Origin of the sequence: Arthrobacter sp. MMS18-M83 (genome assembly GCF_026683955.1) — a bacterium.
Taxonomy (GTDB): domain Bacteria; phylum Actinomycetota; class Actinomycetes; order Actinomycetales; family Micrococcaceae; genus Arthrobacter.
The window spans coordinates 4,019,837-4,036,572 of record NZ_CP113343.1; the positions used below are offsets into that span (position 1 = coordinate 4,019,837).

The following is a 16,736-nucleotide window of genomic DNA, read 5'->3' on the forward strand; positions in this document are numbered from 1 at the left end:
TCCCTTTGTCATCTGACGCTACGTCAACAAAGAGCCCGTTCAACGCCTCCACGGAGCGCGTTGAGCGGGTGCTTTGTTTTACCGCCCACCCGGACGACATCGACTTCGGCGCGGCCGGTACCATCGCTGCCTGGACTGCTGCCGGCGTCGAAGTCAGTTACTGCATCATGACCGACGGCGATGCCGGGGGCTTCGATCCGGCCCACCGTGACGAGATCATTGCCATGCGCGCGGAGGAGCAGAGTCAAGCTGCGGCCCTCGTCGGCGTGACGGACCTGCACTACCTCCACGAACGTGATGGCTACCTGGAACCGACGCATGAAGTGATCAGGCAAGTAGTGAAGTTGATCCGCGAAATCCGTCCCGACGTCGTCCTGGCGATGCACCCGGAACGCAACTGGGACCGGATCCAGAAAAGCCACCCGGACCACCTTGCTGTGGGGGAAATCGTGACCCGGGCCGTGTATCCCGCGGTTGAAAACCCGTTCGCTTACCCGGAACTCGCGGAGGCCGGACTCGGGGCCTACAAGGTGCCGTGGCTATGGCTGTTTGCCGGTCCGGAAACCCGTGAGAACTATTTCGTGGAAGTCACAGGACACGTTGACGCCAAGCTCGCCGCGATCCGGATCCATGCGAGCCAGCATCCCGACCTGGAAGGCATGGAACGCGCTGTCCGGGGCATGCTGGAGCGGAATGCCTCGCGCGCCGGGATGGTGGCCGGACGGGGCGCCGAGGCGTTCCATGTAGTGGAAGTCAACGGCTCCGGAACCATCGCCGGTTTCTGAAATTGCTGATGTGTAACCTGTGTCATATGCTTAGTCTCGTTTAAATCATATTTAATTGAGGAAGGCAGACTTTGATGGCGAAGACTGCACAACAACCGGTATTGGTGATCATGGGCGTCTCCGGTTCCGGTAAATCGACAGTGGCCGGCGTATTGGCCGGCCGCCTGGGTTGGGACCTCGCCGAAGGCGACGACCTGCACCCCGAAGCGAATGTGGCAAAGATGCAGGCAGGGCACGCACTCAGCGATGAGGACCGTTGGCCGTGGCTGGACATCATTGCCGATTGGATCAAGGAGCGCACAGCAGTTGGAAAGCCGGGCATCATCACGTGCTCGGCGTTGAAGAAGCGTTACCGCGATGTCCTTCGCGGCGAGGGAGTCGTGTTCGTCTTCCTCCAAGGAAGCAAGGACAAGATTTCCGATCGGCTGGCTTCGCGCCACGGCCACTTCATGCCTCCCTCGTTGCTGGAATCCCAGTTCGACGCACTGGAGAAGCCCACGGAGGACGAGAACCACATCTCGCTGTGCGTTTCAGCTTCTCCGGCTGAAGAAGCTGACGAAATCATCGAACGGCTCGGCCTTGAGGCACAGCCAGCACACACAACTGGAGATGCAGCGTGAACTGGACCGGGCACGATACCCAACTCCTTGTGGTTGCGGCTATCGGCATTGCGCTGATCGTCCTGCTGATCGCCAAATTCAAGGTCCACCCCTTCCTCTCCCTGGTGCTCGGCTCGGCCTTTGTCGGCCTTGCATCCGGAGTGGAACTGGCCAAGGTCATCAGCAACTTCGAAGACGGCGTGGGTGGCGTCCTCAAAGAGGTCGGCATCCTGATTGCACTCGGCGCCATGTTGGGCAAGCTCCTTGCTGATTCCGGCGGAGCAAACCGTGTGGTGGACACCCTCCTGGAGAAAGCCAGCGGCAACAAGGTGGTCTGGATGATCACCTTGGTCGCAGTCATCATCGGCCTTCCGATGTTCTTCGAGATTGGTCTGGTCCTGCTCCTGCCGGTGATCGTCCTGGTCACCCAACGCTCGCAGATGAAGCTCATGCGCATCGCGATCCCGGCTTTGGCGGGCCTGTCCGTGTTGCACGGCCTGGTGCCGCCGCACCCAGGACCACTGATCGCCATCAGCGCGGTGAAGGCCGAACTGGGCACCACGCTGGCACTGGGTCTCTTGGTCGCCATTCCCACAGTCATCATTTGTGGTCCGCTGTTTTCCCGGTTGGCTGCGCGCTGGGTTCCCGTGGATGCTCCCGCGGTGGCCGGCGGCGTCGACACCAAGCACGCCGTCGATCTCAGCGATGTCAAGCGTCAGCCAAGCTTCATCGTCACGTTGCTGACCATCATCTTCCCGGTGGTGCTCATGCTCCTGAAGGCCGTGGCGGACATCGTCTGGCCCGATGCCGCCCATGCTCCGATGATCCGTACGGTCCTGGACTTCGTGGGCCAGCCTCTCGTGGCCATGACCCTTGCCGTACTCGCCGCCATGGTGACTTTCGGATACGCCGTCGGATTCACCGGCACCAAGATCACGGCCAAGCTGGGCGACAGCCTCGGACCGATCGCCGCCATCCTCCTGATCGTGGGCGCCGGCGGTGGCTTCAAGCAGACCCTGATCGGTGCCGGCGTCGGTGACGCCGTCAAGAAATGGGCCGAGGGCGCCAACATGTCCGTGCTGGTCCTGGGCTTCATTGTGGCTGTGGCCCTCCGCCTGGCGACGGGCTCGGCGACAGTCGCCACTGTGACGGCCGCCGGTATCGTGGCTCCATTGGCGAGCAGCCTGAGCCCAACGCACGCGGCACTCCTTGCCCTGGCCATCGGTGCGGGTTCGCTCTTCCTGTCCCACGTCAACGACGCCGGTTTCTGGCTCGTGAAGGAGCTCTTCGGCCTGACCGTCGGGCAGACCTTCAAGACCTGGTCGGTGATGGAGACGCTTATCTCGGTGGTCGGCTTCGCCTTCATCATGGTGCTCTCGCTGATCATTTAGCGGGGGCTGCATACAGCGGCAAGTACGACGGCGGCCCGGCTCCCCACATGGGGGAGGCGGGCCGCCGTCGGCTTTCAGCGGGATGCCCTAGCTGAGTCTTTCTGCCGCGTAGATCTTGATGCCTTCCAGCAGGTAGGGCGCCAGGCCGACCCGGACCTTGTCGTAATTAGCGGTGAACCGGGGGTCCTCCACATACGTCCGGCCCAGGCCCACGTAGGATTCGGCGTTCGGTGTCCAACTGGCGCAGATCCACTTGTAGTGGCGGTCAACGGCGGCCTGGACCTCTGGGTGGTCCGCCGGAAGGGCGGTGTCGAAGCAGCGGGCGAGTTCCTGGTTCAGGGCCGCGTACTCCTCCATGAACGCCTGCTTCCGGGCTGGTGTCATCGCCGAGTGGCGTGCTTTGCTCTCGTCGACGGCCCGGTCGCCCCAGCGCTCGCGCGCCTCGGCTTCGTAGGGGTTGTTGTCGAAGTCCTTGAAGATATTCTCCGCGGTCATTGTTTCTCCTTGACGTAGTGCTGCGATAGTTGCGTCGACCGTCCGGGACATCCGGTCCAGGCGGTCCCGCTCAGCCAGCAGCCAGTTTCTGTGTACGGCAAGCGCCTCCGCAGGATCGGCCTGGCCATCCAGAACTTCGCCGATGGTCTCGAGCCCAAGGCCAAGTTCACGAAGCAGGAGAATGCGCTGCAGGCGCAGCAGTTCGGGCTGCCCGTAGTACCTGTAGCCGTTGTGTCCGGTATAGGCAGGCTCCAATAGTCCGAGCTGGTCGTAGTGCCGCAAGGTCCGCGAGGAAACTTTGCTGGCTTTGGCCACTTCGGAAATGGTCCACGTATCGGCTTTGTCCTGCTTCATATATCCAGCGTAGAAGTTGACGCTACGTCAAGGTCAAGCGTTGTTGCGATGAACTTACGTGAGAGGTGCTGCCGCAACGGTGGGGAGCGTCGGTTTCTTCGAGCCGCCCACGGGTTCCACGGTGATGCCGATGGCAGCAGCGCTGGAAATGCCCGCGACCACAGCCGGATGGCTCAGGGCTTCGGCGTCCATGAGTCCCTGGGATACGGGGTCGGAGCCGTCCTTGGGAATGAGCCACATCTGATAGACCTTGCCGGCGGGGGGAGCAGGAACTCCGTTCATGCGGACCACCACAGCGTTCTTCGTGCTGGAAATGGACACGGTGGCAGTGCCGCCGCCGTTGACGTTGACGGTAGCTTGCCGGACATCGCCGGCCTGCAGGACCTGGTTCACGGGATCGTTCTGCCCGGCTACGTAGACACCCACGCCCACCCCGCCAAGCGCAATCACTGCAGCAGCCGCGGCGGCTGCCACCCAACCGCGGACGCCGCCGAAGCGTCGCCGATCCCGTCGGCCCCGGGCCGCCGCGAGGTCCACGACGTCGGGAGAAACCTGCGTTGTGGGGCGAGCCGAGGCTTCGGCAGCCGGCGACGGTGCGGATGCGAGGCGTGGTTGTTGGGGGAGTTGCAGCAGAATGTCCTGCAACAGGCCGGGGCGGGGCTCGGCCTCGTCCGTGAAAGAGGTGGCGAGCGTTTCCCGCGTTTGCCTGACCCGGTCAAGGAATGCCGAGCGTTCGGGCGCAGTGGCAATGTAGTTGTCGATTTCCGTGCGCTCGGCATCGCTCAGCGCGTCAAGGGCATAGATCTCGGCGAGTTCCAAGGCCCGTCCCTTGGCAAGATCTGTGGCTATGTCGGTGGCGAACATCTTGCGAAGGTAACTGTCTTTCCCGAAGTTCTGATTGTTATCGTCGTGGTCGGTCATGTCAGCTCACCCCCAGGCAAGTCTTGAGTCGGAGAAGTCCATCGCGGATGCGGGACTTGATCGTAGGAATCGCGGCACCGAGTTGTTCCGCGACTTCCCGGTATGTGAGCCCGCCATAGTAAGCAAGCTTCACGGATTCCAATTGCGTTTCCGTAAGGGTGCCAAGGCAACGGGCGACAGCCTCGGCCTCGAGCCGGCTGCTGGCTTCCTCTTCCACGGAATCGTGGTCAAGGATTTGGCTCGCGGCACCATACTTCGCTTCGCGGTCCGTGGAGGACTGGGCCGAGCGGACGCGGTCGATCGCGCGCCGGTGGGTGATGGTCATGAGCCATGCGAGGGGACTGCCCGCCTCGGGATTGAATTTGGCCGCGTTCTGCCAGACCTGAATGAAAACTTCCTGGGTGGTATCTTCGCTCAAGCCGGCATCCACCAAGACGCGCTTGGCCATGCCGAAGACCCGCCGCGCGGTGAGCCGGTAGAACTCGCTGAAGGCTGCCTGGTCGCCGTCGGCCATCAAACCCAGCAATTCCGCAAGCTGCGCATTGGAGCCGGCTATCAGGCCGGGGGCCTCGGGGCCTCGCACATTCGGTGTATCCATCACCGTCCAGCATAGGTTGCCGGCGGCACGGGCAGCGCCAGGAGCAGTCCGAGTCCTGAGAGTAGTCACGTGCGCCCCTTCCATGGCCCGCCGTTTTCCCGGCACTTGGTGCCTCCGCAGGATGTTTGTGCCTGCATAGGGTATTCGATGCCGTGGGAGCTTTGGATGGGTGATCCGCGTCGGTGCCCTTGCGGATATCCTGACGGCTAGGCCAGCCCGCTAGAGCTTCGCCCCGGCGAAGCCGTGTTGACGCCAGGCCTCGTACACGGCGATCGAGGCGGCATTGGCCAGGTTCAGGGAGCGGAGCGATGGCAGCATCGGGAGCCGAACGCGGGCCGTGACGTGCGGGTCCTGTTTCAGCCACTCCGGAAGCCCGACGGATTCCGGGCCGAATAGCAGCACGTCGCCCTCCTGGTACGAAATGTCCGCATAGGAGGCTTCGCCGTCTGACGTGAAGGCGAAAACGCGATCGGGTTGCAAGGCCGCCCACGCCGCCTCAATGTCCTTATGCACGGTGACCACCGCGAGGTCGTGATAGTCGAGCCCCGCCCGGCGCAACTTCGCGTCGGAGAAGTCGAAGCCCAGCGGCTCCACCAAGTGGAGCTCCGCGCCGGTGATGGCGGCGAGCCGGATAGCGTTGCCCGTGTTGCCCGGGATTTCAGGAGTATGGAAGAGGATGCGGAACACGTACCAATCCTAGCCAGCGGAAGTGCCCGCTTGGGCAGCTCAGTGCATGCCGCGCAGCAGCCGGGCGAGCACCGGGACAACCACGGTGTTGGGCACGGGGCCGGAACCCAGGAATTGTTTGAGGCCGCGGGCCAGCCCGGAAGCGTTGACGATCTGGACCGAACCGAAATCTCCGTCTGTTCGCCGGTAGTGGTCGATGACCGGCTCGTGCGGGTTGCCGTCCGGGCTGTGGACTACCACCCAGCCCGTCACGTTCAGTTCCGGGAAGATCTCCTGCATGTGGCGCACGATCAGCTCGAGTCGCGGCGGCGGCACCGAACGGCCGCCGTGCTTGAGCGCCACCCCGTCCCAGGCATAGGCGCCCTTGGGCAGGAGCATGGAGCCGATCAACGCCAGGCGGTATCCGGCAAGCAAGGCGTGATCGATGTGGCTGTCGTCCGAGGGGGAGCGGAGACCGTTGATGAGGCGGGCCGAGGGGATGGCAGGCAGGATCTGGCGGCTGATGAGCTGGACCGTCCGCATTTCGCGCTGAATGCGGGCTTCGGCGCCGAAGATTCCACGCTTCCGGGGAATCCCGTGGATCTGCAGGGCGGCCTCGCCCTTGGAGATGAGGGGAACCTCGTGTGGATCATCGAAGGGCGGGACATAGACGGGGGCGTCGCCGGCGGTGTTGCGTGGGGCATTCGGCCTGTGGACTCCGGTGGTGCGGGTTTCCCTTCCGGGAGCGCCGGCCCCGCCGTAGTTCGGTCTTTGCGCCGGGTAGGGGGTTGCCCTGCCGGAAGCGCCACTCGCGTAGCGGCGGTCGTATTCCGCGCGTCGTTTGGGATCAATCAGGGTCTCGTACGCGAGCGTGACCTGCCGAAAGACTTCAGGATCCCCGCCATGGTCCGGGTGGGCGTTCCTCGCAGCCTTTCGGTAGGCCACTTTGATCTCCTTGTCCGTCGCAGTGACGGGGACCCGGAGGACCTGATAGTGGGAACTGCTGCCCTCAGCCAACCACGGGCCTTTCTCTGGAAATTCTGAAGTTTCCCGCCGTCCCGGTGCGGAGTGGCGATCTTGGCAAGTCTAGCCAGCCATCCATGAGAACGACGGCGGCCCGGGCTTTAGTTCCCGGGATCCCGCCTGTGGCGGTGGCATGATTCATGCTGTGAACTCCCCGGCCGGCGCCAATAGTCCCCTTGACCCACCAGGCACAGGCCCTGAGCGGAAGCGTGACGCTGCCCGCCGAAGGATCGTCCTGGCGGTCAATCCCGCTGCAGCATTTGGCCGGCACTCCCTTGCCGGGGACGAAGCCGAGCGCTGCCTCCGCGCCGCCGGCCTCGACGTCGTCGTACTTCGGCGCAACAGCATGGAGGCTCTGCAGGGAGCAGTGGGCGACGCCCTTCACGCGGGCACTGATGCCTTGGTGGTGGTGGGCGGCGACGGCATGGTCCATTTGGGGGTCAACTCACTCGCTGGGACCGGGCTGCCGCTCGGGATCGTTCCCGTGGGCACCGGAAACGACGTTGCCCGGATGCTTGGGCTGCCTTTGCAGGATGTTGCGGGATCGTGCGCCCGCGTGATCTCGGCGCTCGCCGGGGGTGGCCGGGTACTCGATGCAGGCCGCATCACCGCCGGCGGACGGACCACGTGGTTTGCCGGGGCTGTGTCCGCTGGCTTCGACGCCGCCGTCAACGAACGGGCCAACTCCTGGCGGTGGCCGCGTGGCGCTTTTCGCTACACTCTGGCGATGCTCCGGGAGTTGGGTTCGTTCCGGGCCATCAATTACACCGTGACGGCCGACGGCGTGACATCGCGGGAGGGTGCCATGCTGATTTCGGTGGCCAACGGCCAGTCGATCGGCGGTGGGATGCGCATCGTCCCGGATGCCGCGCCCGACGACGGGTTGCTGGACCTGTTTATCGTCAAGCCTCTGTCCCGGCCGGCCTTCCTTGCGGTCTTCCCGAAGGTCTTCTCCGGCCGCCATACCTCGCATCCGGCCGTGGAAATCCGCCGAGTCCGCTCAGTGCGCCTTGCGGCCGAAAACGTGGTGGCCTACGCCGACGGTGAGCGGATCGGCCTCCTTCCCTTGGACATCGACGTGGTTCCGGGCGCACTGCGGGTGTTGGCCTGAGCAGGCCGTTCAGCGACGCGAGGCTACGGCCAGGCGGTTGAGCGCGAGTGCGGCCACCAGCAGCCCGAAGTCGCGGAGTGCGACGTCGAAGAAGTTTCCGAGCACCAGCAGGTTCACGATGATTCCCAGAAGCCATACGGCTACCAGGAGCGAGCCAAAGCGCGGGCGGACCGCCACCGCAATACCGGCCACGATCTCTACGACGCCCACGATGTACATGAACGTTTGGGCAGGGATCGGCACCACGGTGGTGGCCACTGGGGCCAGGTAGGTCGTCCAGTGGGTGAGCAGGTTGGTGAACTTGTCCAGGCCGAAAATGATCGGCGCCACGGTGAACACGGTCCTAAGGAGCAGGAATGCCTGCCGCTGGGGATCCATGGACATGAGTGATCCGGTCTTCACTTGAGCCGAGGATGGTGCAGTTTTCATGATGCCTTCTTTCTAAAAGTGGATAGCTTGATTTTAGAAATTTAGAGGGATTAAGCAATGAGTGTTGTTTTTAGAGTTAAGCTGGATCCATGACCGGACTTCCCTGGCTGCGTCGGCTCTCGGCTCTCGCATCGCTCGACGACGGCAACCGCCGCCGCTTGTTTGAACACGTCTGCGGTGCTACCCGCGCGGTGAGCCGCGACGACGCTGCGATGGCTCTCGGACTTCCCCGGAGCACCGCCTCCTTCCACCTGGACCGGCTGGTCCGGGACGGGCTCCTGAGCGTTGAATTCCGCAAACTGGGTGGCAAGGTTGGGCCTGGTTCCGGGCGCCCTGCGAAGCTCTACGCCCCGGTCATCGACGAGATCGGCGCCTCGGTTCCGGAGCGCCACTATGACCTCGCCGGGGAAGTGATGGCCTCGGCCATCCAGGACCTGATGGCCGAGGGAGGGTCCCCCCGCGAAGTACTCCTCGAAACTGCTTATTCGCGGGGCCGCGAGGCAGGAAGCGCCGAGCCGCAATTCCTGGACGTTCTCATGAGCCACGGCTATCGCCCGGAAGCTGACGACGACGGCGGTTACTCCTTGGCCAATTGCCCGTTCCATCGCCTGGCCCAAGGTCACACAAACGTCGTCTGTGCCATGAACGGCGCCTTCCTCACCGGGGCGGCCGCCGCCTGCGGAATCGCGGAAGACCGGATCGCCGAAGACAGCCGCGAAGGCCATTGCTGCGCCAGGATCCGCCCGGCGGTTTGAGGGGGCATATTGAACAGCCGCCTTCCCGTGGCAAAGCCTGAATCCCGCTCCGTCGATAGACTTGGGTAGTGCCTGTTTATCTGGACCATGCCGCCACCACGCCCATCGCAGCCGTCGCCCTCAGTGCGATGACGCGCGAGCTAGCGCGGACTGGAAACCCCTCGTCGCTGCACTCTTCGGGGCGCCGTGCCCGGCGCGCGGTGGAAGAAGCGCGCGAGGCCATTGCCGCCGCTGCCGGGGCGCATCCTTCCGAACTCATCTTCACCTCCGGAGGCACCGAGGCCGACAACCTCGCAGTCAAGGGCCTGTACTGGGCCCGCCACGACGAAGACGGCCGCCGCAAGCGGATCCTTTGCTCCGCCGTCGAGCACCATGCCGTGCAGGACACCGTCGAGTGGCTTGAACGGCACGAAGGAGCCGAAGCAGTCTGGCTCCCTGTCGATTCCCAAGGCATGGTGCGGCTCGACGCCGTCCGGACAGAGATCGAACGCGATCCGGGATCGGTGGCCTTGGTAACCGTCATGTGGGCAAACAATGAGGTCGGGAGTATCCAGCCCGTCAAGGAGATCGTGGAACTCGCTGCAAGTCACAGCATTCCCGTGCACTCGGACGCGGTCCAGGCTTTCGGCTCGATTCCCCTTAATTTCCGCGAATCGGGGCTCGCCGCGATGTCGGTGTCAAGCCACAAAATCGGCGGCCCAGTGGGCGTGGGTGCCCTCTTCCTGGGGCGGTCCACCAAGGTCACGCCCGTCCAGCACGGGGGAGGGCAGGAACGTGACGTCCGCTCGGGAACACTGGATACGGCGTCGATCGCGGCGTTCGCGGCGGCGGCGGAGTCGGCTGCCCGGAACCTGCCTGCGGAGCGCGAGCGAATCAGTGCCTTGCGGGATCGGATCATTGGCGGAGTCCAGGCGGCCATTCCCGAGGCAGTGTTGCGCGGAGCGCCTGGAGACGCCCGGCTTCCGGGCAACGCGCACTTCACCTTCCCGGGCTGTGAGGGCGATTCCTTGCTGTTCCTGCTGGACCTCGCGGGTATTGAGTCATCCACGGGATCCGCCTGTACCGCAGGCGTCCCCAGGCCCTCGCACGTCTTGCTAGCCATGGGGCTGGATGAGGACACCGCGCGGGGCGCACAGCGATTCAGCCTAGGGCATTCCTCGAACGATGCCGACGTCGACTCGTTGCTCAACGCGCTGCCCGGCGCGTACGCCCGGGCGAAGCTCGCCGGAATGGCCGGACATGAGTCCAGTATCCAGACCGCGGCGACGGTGGCCCGCAGCTACGGCGGCGACTCTGCCAGGCGCCCCGCAGGAGGTCAGGCCTCCGGCAACAACTGATCCAACGGCACCGCAGGGTCAACCAGGCGATTCACGTCCACGCGGATCCGCCGGGTGATCAATGCCTTGATGGGCTTCTGAACCCGTTGCTGGTTGACGCTCATGCCTGCCACCACGGCACCGTCCCGCAGCCAGAAGGCAATGAAGCTGTTCTCCTCCAACGAGCCGCGGATAACGGGCGCCGAACCCGCCGCCACCGTTGAATATCCCCAGTACTCCATCGAGACGTCGAACTGGTCCGTGTAGAAATACGGGACGACGTCCAGCATCGCGTCCTGTCCCAGCATCGCTTTGGCCGCGACCTTGCCGCCGTTGAGGGCGTTGGACCAGTGCTCGCTGCGGTGGTGCTCGCCCGTGAAGGGGTGGAGGGCGTTGGCAACATCTCCCGCCGCAAAGACATCGGGACTGCTTGTCCGGAGCGAAGAATCGACCACGATTCCATTCCGAATTTCCAGTCCCATGGCTTCGGCCAGGGCGGTGTCCGGAACGACGCCGACGGCCACCACCACCAGCTCGGCAGGAAGGACCTCGCCGGAGTTGGTGACAACGGCCTGTGCCTTGCCGTCACGTCCCGTGATCTCCGCCGCGCTCGCGGGGAGCCGGAACTCCACGCCGTGCTTTTCGTGCAGGCTTCGGAAGAAGCCACCCAGCTCGGGTCCGATGGCCAGGCTCAGCGGCACGTCCTCCAGTCCCAGCAGGGTCACCGCGTTGCCGTAGCTGCTGGCGGCCGCGGCAAGCTCCATGCCGATCCAGCCGGAGCCGACCATCACCACGTTCCTTCCGCCGGCTGACAGCCCTTCCTTGAGTTTGCGTGAATCGTTGAAAGTCCGGAACGTCGTGACGCCGGCCAGTTCCGAACCGGGGAGGGGGATGTGCCGCGGTTGCGCTCCCGTGGCAATGAGGAGCCGGCTGAACTCGAGTTGCGTCCCTGAATCCAGCTGCACGGTGTGGGTGGCAGGATCGGCGGCAATGGCCTCCTCGCCGAGGAGGAGTTCGACGCCGTTCTCCTGGTACCAGCCGGCCGCCAGCACCGGGACGGCGTCCTCTTCTACCTTGCCCAAGAGAAACTCCTTGGAAAGCGGAGGACGCAGATAGGGCTGCTCATCCTCGGCGCAAACCACCGTGATCCTGCCTTGGAATCCTTCCGAGCGCAGGGTTTTGGCGGCGGTGGCTCCGGCCAGCCCGCCGCCGGCGATGACGATGTGTTCAGTGTCCATGGTGACTCGATTCGCGGGGGGGTGGAGGTTCGGTGGATGCGGACGGTCCACGCAGTCGAACATCTAAAACTGATAGTTTTGACTTTAGAAGTGTCCGTGATCGCGGTCAAGGCATTTTGGGGGGCATTCCGGCGGGGCGCTAGAATAGTCGGGCGCGCTTACTCTTTTCAGCCGCAATTCTTCTCCCCAACACCAACAGAAAGCCAGCATGCGAGTTCTTGCAGCCATGAGCGGCGGAGTCGACTCCGCCGTTGCCGCCGCCCGCGCCGTCGAGGCGGGGCACGACGTCGTCGGCGTCCACTTGGCGCTGTCACGCATGCCCGGAACGCTGCGTACCGGCAGCCGCGGCTGCTGCACGATCGAAGACTCCCGTGACGCTTGGCGCGCTTGCGATGTGCTGGGGATCCCTTATTACGTTTGGGACTTCTCGGAGCGCTTCAAGGAAGACGTCGTTCAGGACTTCATCGACGAATATGCCGCGGGTCGCACTCCCAATCCCTGCATGCGTTGCAACGAGCGGATCAAGTTCGCGGCCTTGCTGGAAAAGGCCATCGCCCTGGGCTTCGATGCGGTCTGCACGGGGCACTACGCCAAGGTCATCCAGGATGAAGGCGGCAATCCCGAGCTCCACCGCGCGGCCGATTGGGCCAAGGACCAGAGCTACGTTCTCGGCGTCCTGACCCACGAACAGCTCAAGCACTCCATGTTCCCGCTGGCCGAGACCGCCTCCAAGGCCGAGGTCCGTGCGGAGGCCGAGCGCCGCGGCCTGTCCGTGGCGAACAAGCCGGACAGTCATGACATCTGCTTCATCCCCGATGGCGACACCGCGGGTTGGCTTGCCGAAAAGATCGACATGACCACAGGCGACATCGTGGACGAGGCCGGGACCAAGGTAGGGGAGCACCCAGGCGCCAACGCGTTCACGGTTGGCCAACGCCGCGGGCTCAAGCTGGGCACTCCTGCCGCCGATGGCAAGCCACGCTTCGTGCTGGAAATCCGGCCCAAGGAAAACAAGGTTGTCGTCGGGCCCGAAGCCTTGCTCGCCATCGACGAGATCCGCGGAATCAAGGTTTCCTGGGCCGGACTGCCCATCGCCGAGGTAGCCACTGGAGCCGAGTTCGACTGCTATGCCCAGGTGCGGGCCCATGGCGACCCCGTTCCGGCCAAGGCGTTTGTAGAGCGGAATGTCGACGACGCCGGCGTCGAGCGCGAAGGCCTCGTGGTGACACTTATCGATCCGCTGCGCGGAGTGGCCCCCGGGCAGACCATCGTGTTGTATCAAGGCACGCGCGTCCTGGGCCAGGCAACCATCGACGCCGCCCGGTCCCTCCAGCGCGCGGCGCTTTAAGGATGTCTGCGGCAGCGCCCTAAGGGTGTCTGGTGGACCGCTCTAAGCGGGTCTGCGCCATTGCCTCCAGTGGAGGGCCGCTCCATACTTGGCTAAGCAGCGTTTCCGCTGCGGTGGTTGGGGTTCCGCATTCGGGACGGCGATGGCTGTGGCATTTCAAAAGAGGGCCCCGGGGGACATCAAGGCCGGGCAAATGGTCGAGGTGGCCGTTCTTGCTGAAGGCCCGATCAGCAGGGGCGGTGACGGTCCGCTGATCGCCCGGCTGCGTATCCCCGTGGAGCGATTGCGACGCGGTCCCACGGGACACCGGCTTGCCGTGCACATCAGGAAATGGCGCGGCACCAGCGTGGTGCCTATTACTCTCACGGCGCCAGGGGATCCGTGGCGCCTCGTCTCCGAGGATCCGCCCGCGGACTTGCGGGCACTCCTTGACGATTCGAGGTTCCTGGCCCAGCACGTCTATGGCGTGGCTTCGGCGACCCTTGACCTGTTCGAATCGACCCTGGGCCGGCGCATGCCGTGGAATCCGGAGGGTCGGCTCGTGTTGAAGGCCCGCGACCTTGTGACCGCCACGGACACCGGCTACCAGCGGGACACCAACATCATCCGGTTCGGGTCCATCGACCGCATGGGCTACAAGGTTCCGACGGCGTTGTTCCGGGACATCGTGGCGCACGAGGTTACGCACGCAATCCTCGATGGATTCCGGCCCGCATGGGGTGATGCGATGGCCACGGCGGAACAAATCGCCTTGCATGAAGCACTAGCGGACCTTGTTGCCGTCCTTTCCGTGTTTTCTTCGCGGGACGTGGTGTACCGCCAGCTCAAGGCCGCGGCCGGCGGATTGGAGGCCGGAAAGGAAATGGACGAGACCGTCTTGATGCGGTCCATCTTCGACTTTGCCCGGGATCTCTATGCCCGTGGCCCGCTGCGTGAGCCGTTCGTCGGTGCGGTCCCCGACCACTGGCAGGAGCTGACGGAGCCGCACAAGCGTGGCGCCGTCGTCGTCGGGGCCGTGTTGCGCGCGGTCCATAGACTCTGGGTCGAACGGAACCTCCGCTTCGGTGAAGGGCAGAGCCTGCAGCAGAATGCCGAGTCCGGATCCGTCGTGGGCACCAGGGTCCTGCGCATGCTCATCCGGGGGCTGGCCTACATGCCTCCCGTGGACGTCTCCTGGCACGACCTGTTGCGGGGAGTCATGGCATCGGACCTGGACATGGTTCCAGAGGACGCGCACGGCTACCGGGAGGCCCTCCAATCCGAATTCTCCGGGATCGGAATCCATCGCGTCTCGCTGTCCAATATTTCCGGGGTGGACAACTACAGGGGGCTGCGGTACCCCATTCGGCTCACGGCACTGGGCTCGGATCCCCAAGAGGTCCAGCGCTTTGTCTGGGAAAACCCCCGGCTGCTCGATGCCGCCCGTCTGGAGCGCCGAACTCCCCTTAGTTCCACGCGAGTGCGGACTTCCGAGCGGGTCACCCCGGACGGTTTCGTCGTCTCAGAGATCGGAGCGTCCTTCATCCAGACGGTGCGCATGAGCCGAAAAGAGGCCTATGTGCGTCTTGGCCTGAAGACCAAGCGCGACTATGTGGACATCCGCGGGGGCGGAGTCTTGAGGTTCGACGCCGGTGGCCGCCTCGTCTACGCGGCGCTGAAACCGGTGATGTCCCGTGAGCGGCAGGCCGCGTTGTTCGTCTCGGACGAACAGCGCGCGGCCGAAGAAGAGGCCTCGAGCGGAGTCAAGGACAAGTTCCACAGGACCGGTGAATAGCCCTTCGGGCATCAGGCGTTCCTGCGCATGGTGATCGATATAGCCGACGACGCGACCACAGAAAAGTAAATTTTGTGTCTCAACTCACAGAATCAAACGTTTCACCAGGAATGCTTCTGATTGAATCGTGGAATCAGGAGTATGTGCTCCGAGGAAATTACCGACGGCGGTACGCCGTATCCATCGAACAGAAAGTTCACTGATGGCAATGAACAAAAAAGCCCTGCGCAGCGTTATCGCGTTCGCGGGCATCTCCGCATTCGCTTTGACGGCCTGCACGGGCCCGTCCGGCGGCGGCGGTTCGGCTTCTTCAGCTGCCAGCGGCCCGATCGCCTACGGCACCACCGATAAAGTGACCGCGCTCGATCCCGCTGGTTCTTACGACAACGGTTCCTTCATGGTGATGAACCAGGTTTATTCCTTCCTCCTTAACTCGAAGCCCGGGAGCGCCGAGCCTGTCCCGGACCTGGCGGAATCGGCGTCGTTCACGTCGCCCACCGAGTTCACCGTCAAGCTGAAGTCCGGACTCAAGTGGGCCAACGGTCACACGCTGGACTCCACCGACGTCAAGTTTTCGTTCGACCGCCAGGTCAAGATCAACGACCCCGCAGGTCCGGCGTCCCTCCTCGAAAACCTGGACAGTGTCTCCACCCCCGACGCCAACACCGCGGTTTTCAAGCTGAAGCTCGCCAACGACCAGACGTTTGCACAGATCCTCAGCAGCCCGGCCGCGCCGATTGTGGACCACCAAGTCTTCCCGGCGGACAAGCTGCTCTCCGATGACGACATCATCAAGGCCAAGGCGTTCTACGGCCAGTACACGATCGACAGCTACAAGAAGAACGAGCTCATCAGCCTCAAGGCCTACCCGGACTACAAGGGTGTCCTGGGCAAGCCGGCCAATGACGCCGCGACCATCAAGTACTACGCCGAGCCGACCAACATGAAGCTGGACATCCAGCAGGGCAACATCGACGTTGCTAACCGAAGCCTCAGCGCCACCGATGTCGATGACCTCAAGAAGGACTCCAAGGTCAAGGTAAACGTTGGACCGGGCGGCGAAATCCGCTACATCACGTTCAACTTCAACACCATGCCCTTCGGCGCCAAGGCAGCGGGGGCGGACCCGGCCAAGGCACTCGCCGTCCGCCAGTCGATCGCCAACCTCGTTGACCGCCAGGCAATCGCCGATCAGGTCTACAAGGGCACATACCTGCCGCTGTACTCCAATGTTCCCAGCGGTTTCCTGGGCGCCAACGAGTCGTTCAAGGACGCATACGGCGACAACGGAAAGCCGAGCCTGGACAAGGCCAAGAAGGTCCTCTCCGACGCCGGCGTCAAGGATGTTGTCACCCTGAACCTGCAGTACAACCCGGACCACTATGGCAAGTCCTCAGGCGACGAGTACGCCATGATCAAGGACCAGCTTGAGAAGTCGGGTCTCTTCAAGGTCAACCTGCAGTCCACCGAATGGGTTACCTACAGCAAGGCCAGCCGCGCCGACGAGTACCCGCTGTTCCAGTTCGGTTGGTTCCCGGACTTCAGCGACGCCGACAACTACCTCACCCCCTTCTTCCCGAAGGGCGGCTTCCTGAAGAACCACTACGACAACCCGGCCGTGACGGCTCTGATCAACAAGCAGCTGACCGCCACGGACAAGTCGGCCCGCGAGTCGGCCATCAAGGACGCCCAGAACGCATTGGCGAAGGACATTTCCACTTTGCCGCTGCTCCAGGGTGCACAAGTTGCCATCTCGGCGAAGGGCGTGAACGGCGTCGACAAGACGCTTGACGCATCCTTCAAGTTCCGATTGGGAACCGTTTCAAAGTAAGCAGCCGGTCGGGGGAGGCGGGTGCCAACAGGCGCTTTGCCTCCCCTTACTGCTGATTGCCTCACATATGAGCAAAACCCCGCGCGATCCGCGGGCAATGAA

Annotated in this window: 16 protein-coding genes; 9 read left to right on the forward strand and 7 right to left on the reverse strand. The window is 63.8% G+C overall.

Features of this window, described 5'->3' with window-relative positions:
- Window positions 1-5: 5 nt before the first annotated feature.
- From OW521_RS19005 to OW521_RS19015, 3 genes are all read left to right on the forward strand, one after another.
- Window positions 6-785 carry a PIG-L deacetylase family protein gene (locus OW521_RS19005; RefSeq protein ID WP_268021118.1) on the forward strand — a complete coding sequence of 260 codons (780 nt, stop codon included), beginning with the start codon at window positions 6-8 and terminating at the stop codon, window positions 783-785.
- 74 nt (window positions 786-859) lie between these two features.
- Entirely contained in the window at window positions 860-1,405 is a 546-nt protein-coding gene (locus OW521_RS19010; RefSeq protein WP_268021119.1) for a gluconokinase, read from the forward strand.
- A complete protein-coding gene (locus tag OW521_RS19015; protein WP_268021120.1) occupies window positions 1,402-2,775 on the forward strand; it encodes a GntT/GntP/DsdX family permease in 1,374 nt (457 codons plus the stop codon). Before OW521_RS19010 ends, OW521_RS19015 begins: the two co-directional genes overlap by 4 nt.
- Before the next feature lie 87 nt (window positions 2,776-2,862).
- Here OW521_RS19015 and OW521_RS19020 read toward each other — a convergent pair whose 3' ends face one another.
- The 5 genes from OW521_RS19020 to OW521_RS19040 all read right to left on the reverse strand — a co-directional run bounded on the left by OW521_RS19020 (window position 2,863) and on the right by OW521_RS19040 (window position 6,826).
- Window positions 2,863-3,624 carry a MerR family transcriptional regulator gene (locus OW521_RS19020; RefSeq protein WP_268021121.1) on the reverse strand — a complete coding sequence of 254 codons (762 nt, stop codon included), beginning with the start codon at window positions 3,622-3,624 and terminating at the stop codon, window positions 2,863-2,865.
- Between the two features lie 54 nt (window positions 3,625-3,678).
- Window positions 3,679-4,545 (reverse strand): anti-sigma factor, encoded by an 867-nt coding sequence (locus OW521_RS19025; RefSeq protein ID WP_268021122.1) that lies wholly within the window; start codon window positions 4,543-4,545, stop codon window positions 3,679-3,681.
- A gap of 1 nt (window position 4,546) precedes the next feature.
- Complete coding sequence (gene sigK / locus OW521_RS19030; RefSeq protein WP_326494042.1) at window positions 4,547-5,143, reverse strand: ECF RNA polymerase sigma factor SigK; 597 nt, start codon at window positions 5,141-5,143, stop codon at window positions 4,547-4,549.
- Window positions 5,144-5,362: 219 nt separating this feature from the next.
- The gene (locus OW521_RS19035; protein ID WP_268021123.1) at window positions 5,363-5,830 is read right to left on the reverse strand and encodes a tRNA (cytidine(34)-2'-O)-methyltransferase; all 468 of its coding nucleotides are present in this window, start codon (window positions 5,828-5,830) and stop codon (window positions 5,363-5,365) included.
- Window positions 5,831-5,869: 39 nt separating this feature from the next.
- Complete coding sequence (locus tag OW521_RS19040; RefSeq protein ID WP_268021124.1) at window positions 5,870-6,826, reverse strand: J domain-containing protein; 957 nt, start codon at window positions 6,824-6,826, stop codon at window positions 5,870-5,872.
- 139 nt (window positions 6,827-6,965) lie between these two features.
- On the opposite strand from OW521_RS19040, the gene OW521_RS19045 reads away from it, so the two are divergent.
- Window positions 6,966-7,943, forward strand: coding sequence for a diacylglycerol/lipid kinase family protein (locus OW521_RS19045; protein ID WP_268021125.1), 978 nt, complete (start codon window positions 6,966-6,968; stop codon window positions 7,941-7,943).
- 9 nt (window positions 7,944-7,952) lie between these two features.
- Here OW521_RS19045 and OW521_RS19050 read toward each other — a convergent pair whose 3' ends face one another.
- Window positions 7,953-8,372 carry a hypothetical protein gene (locus OW521_RS19050; RefSeq protein ID WP_268021126.1) on the reverse strand — a complete coding sequence of 140 codons (420 nt, stop codon included), beginning with the start codon at window positions 8,370-8,372 and terminating at the stop codon, window positions 7,953-7,955.
- 89 nt (window positions 8,373-8,461) lie between these two features.
- On the opposite strand from OW521_RS19050, the gene OW521_RS19055 reads away from it, so the two are divergent.
- Together OW521_RS19055 and OW521_RS19060 are read left to right on the forward strand one after the other, a co-directional pair.
- Complete coding sequence (locus OW521_RS19055; RefSeq protein ID WP_268021127.1) at window positions 8,462-9,127, forward strand: helix-turn-helix transcriptional regulator; 666 nt, start codon at window positions 8,462-8,464, stop codon at window positions 9,125-9,127.
- Window positions 9,128-9,195: 68 nt separating this feature from the next.
- On the forward strand, window positions 9,196-10,464 hold the full coding sequence (locus OW521_RS19060) for a cysteine desulfurase family protein (RefSeq protein WP_268021128.1): 1,269 nt from the start codon (window positions 9,196-9,198) through the stop codon (window positions 10,462-10,464).
- Here OW521_RS19060 and OW521_RS19065 read toward each other — a convergent pair.
- The gene (locus OW521_RS19065) at window positions 10,443-11,681 is read right to left on the reverse strand and encodes an NAD(P)/FAD-dependent oxidoreductase (protein WP_268021129.1); all 1,239 of its coding nucleotides are present in this window, start codon (window positions 11,679-11,681) and stop codon (window positions 10,443-10,445) included. The genes OW521_RS19060 and OW521_RS19065 overlap by 22 nt on opposite strands.
- Window positions 11,682-11,907: 226 nt before the next feature.
- Here OW521_RS19065 and mnmA point away from each other — a divergent pair, with 226 nt between their 5' ends.
- The 3 genes from mnmA to OW521_RS19080 all read left to right on the forward strand — a co-directional run bounded on the left by mnmA (window position 11,908) and on the right by OW521_RS19080 (window position 16,634).
- Entirely contained in the window at window positions 11,908-13,029 is a 1,122-nt protein-coding gene (mnmA, locus tag OW521_RS19070) for a tRNA 2-thiouridine(34) synthase MnmA (protein ID WP_268025981.1), read from the forward strand.
- A 148-nt stretch (window positions 13,030-13,177) separates the two neighbouring features.
- Window positions 13,178-14,803: a hypothetical protein gene (locus tag OW521_RS19075; protein ID WP_268021130.1), complete on the forward strand. Its 1,626-nt coding sequence runs from the start codon at window positions 13,178-13,180 to the stop codon at window positions 14,801-14,803.
- A 202-nt stretch (window positions 14,804-15,005) separates the two neighbouring features.
- Window positions 15,006-16,634 (forward strand): ABC transporter substrate-binding protein, encoded by a 1,629-nt coding sequence (locus OW521_RS19080; RefSeq protein WP_268021131.1) that lies wholly within the window; start codon window positions 15,006-15,008, stop codon window positions 16,632-16,634.
- Window positions 16,635-16,736 lie beyond the last annotated feature (102 nt).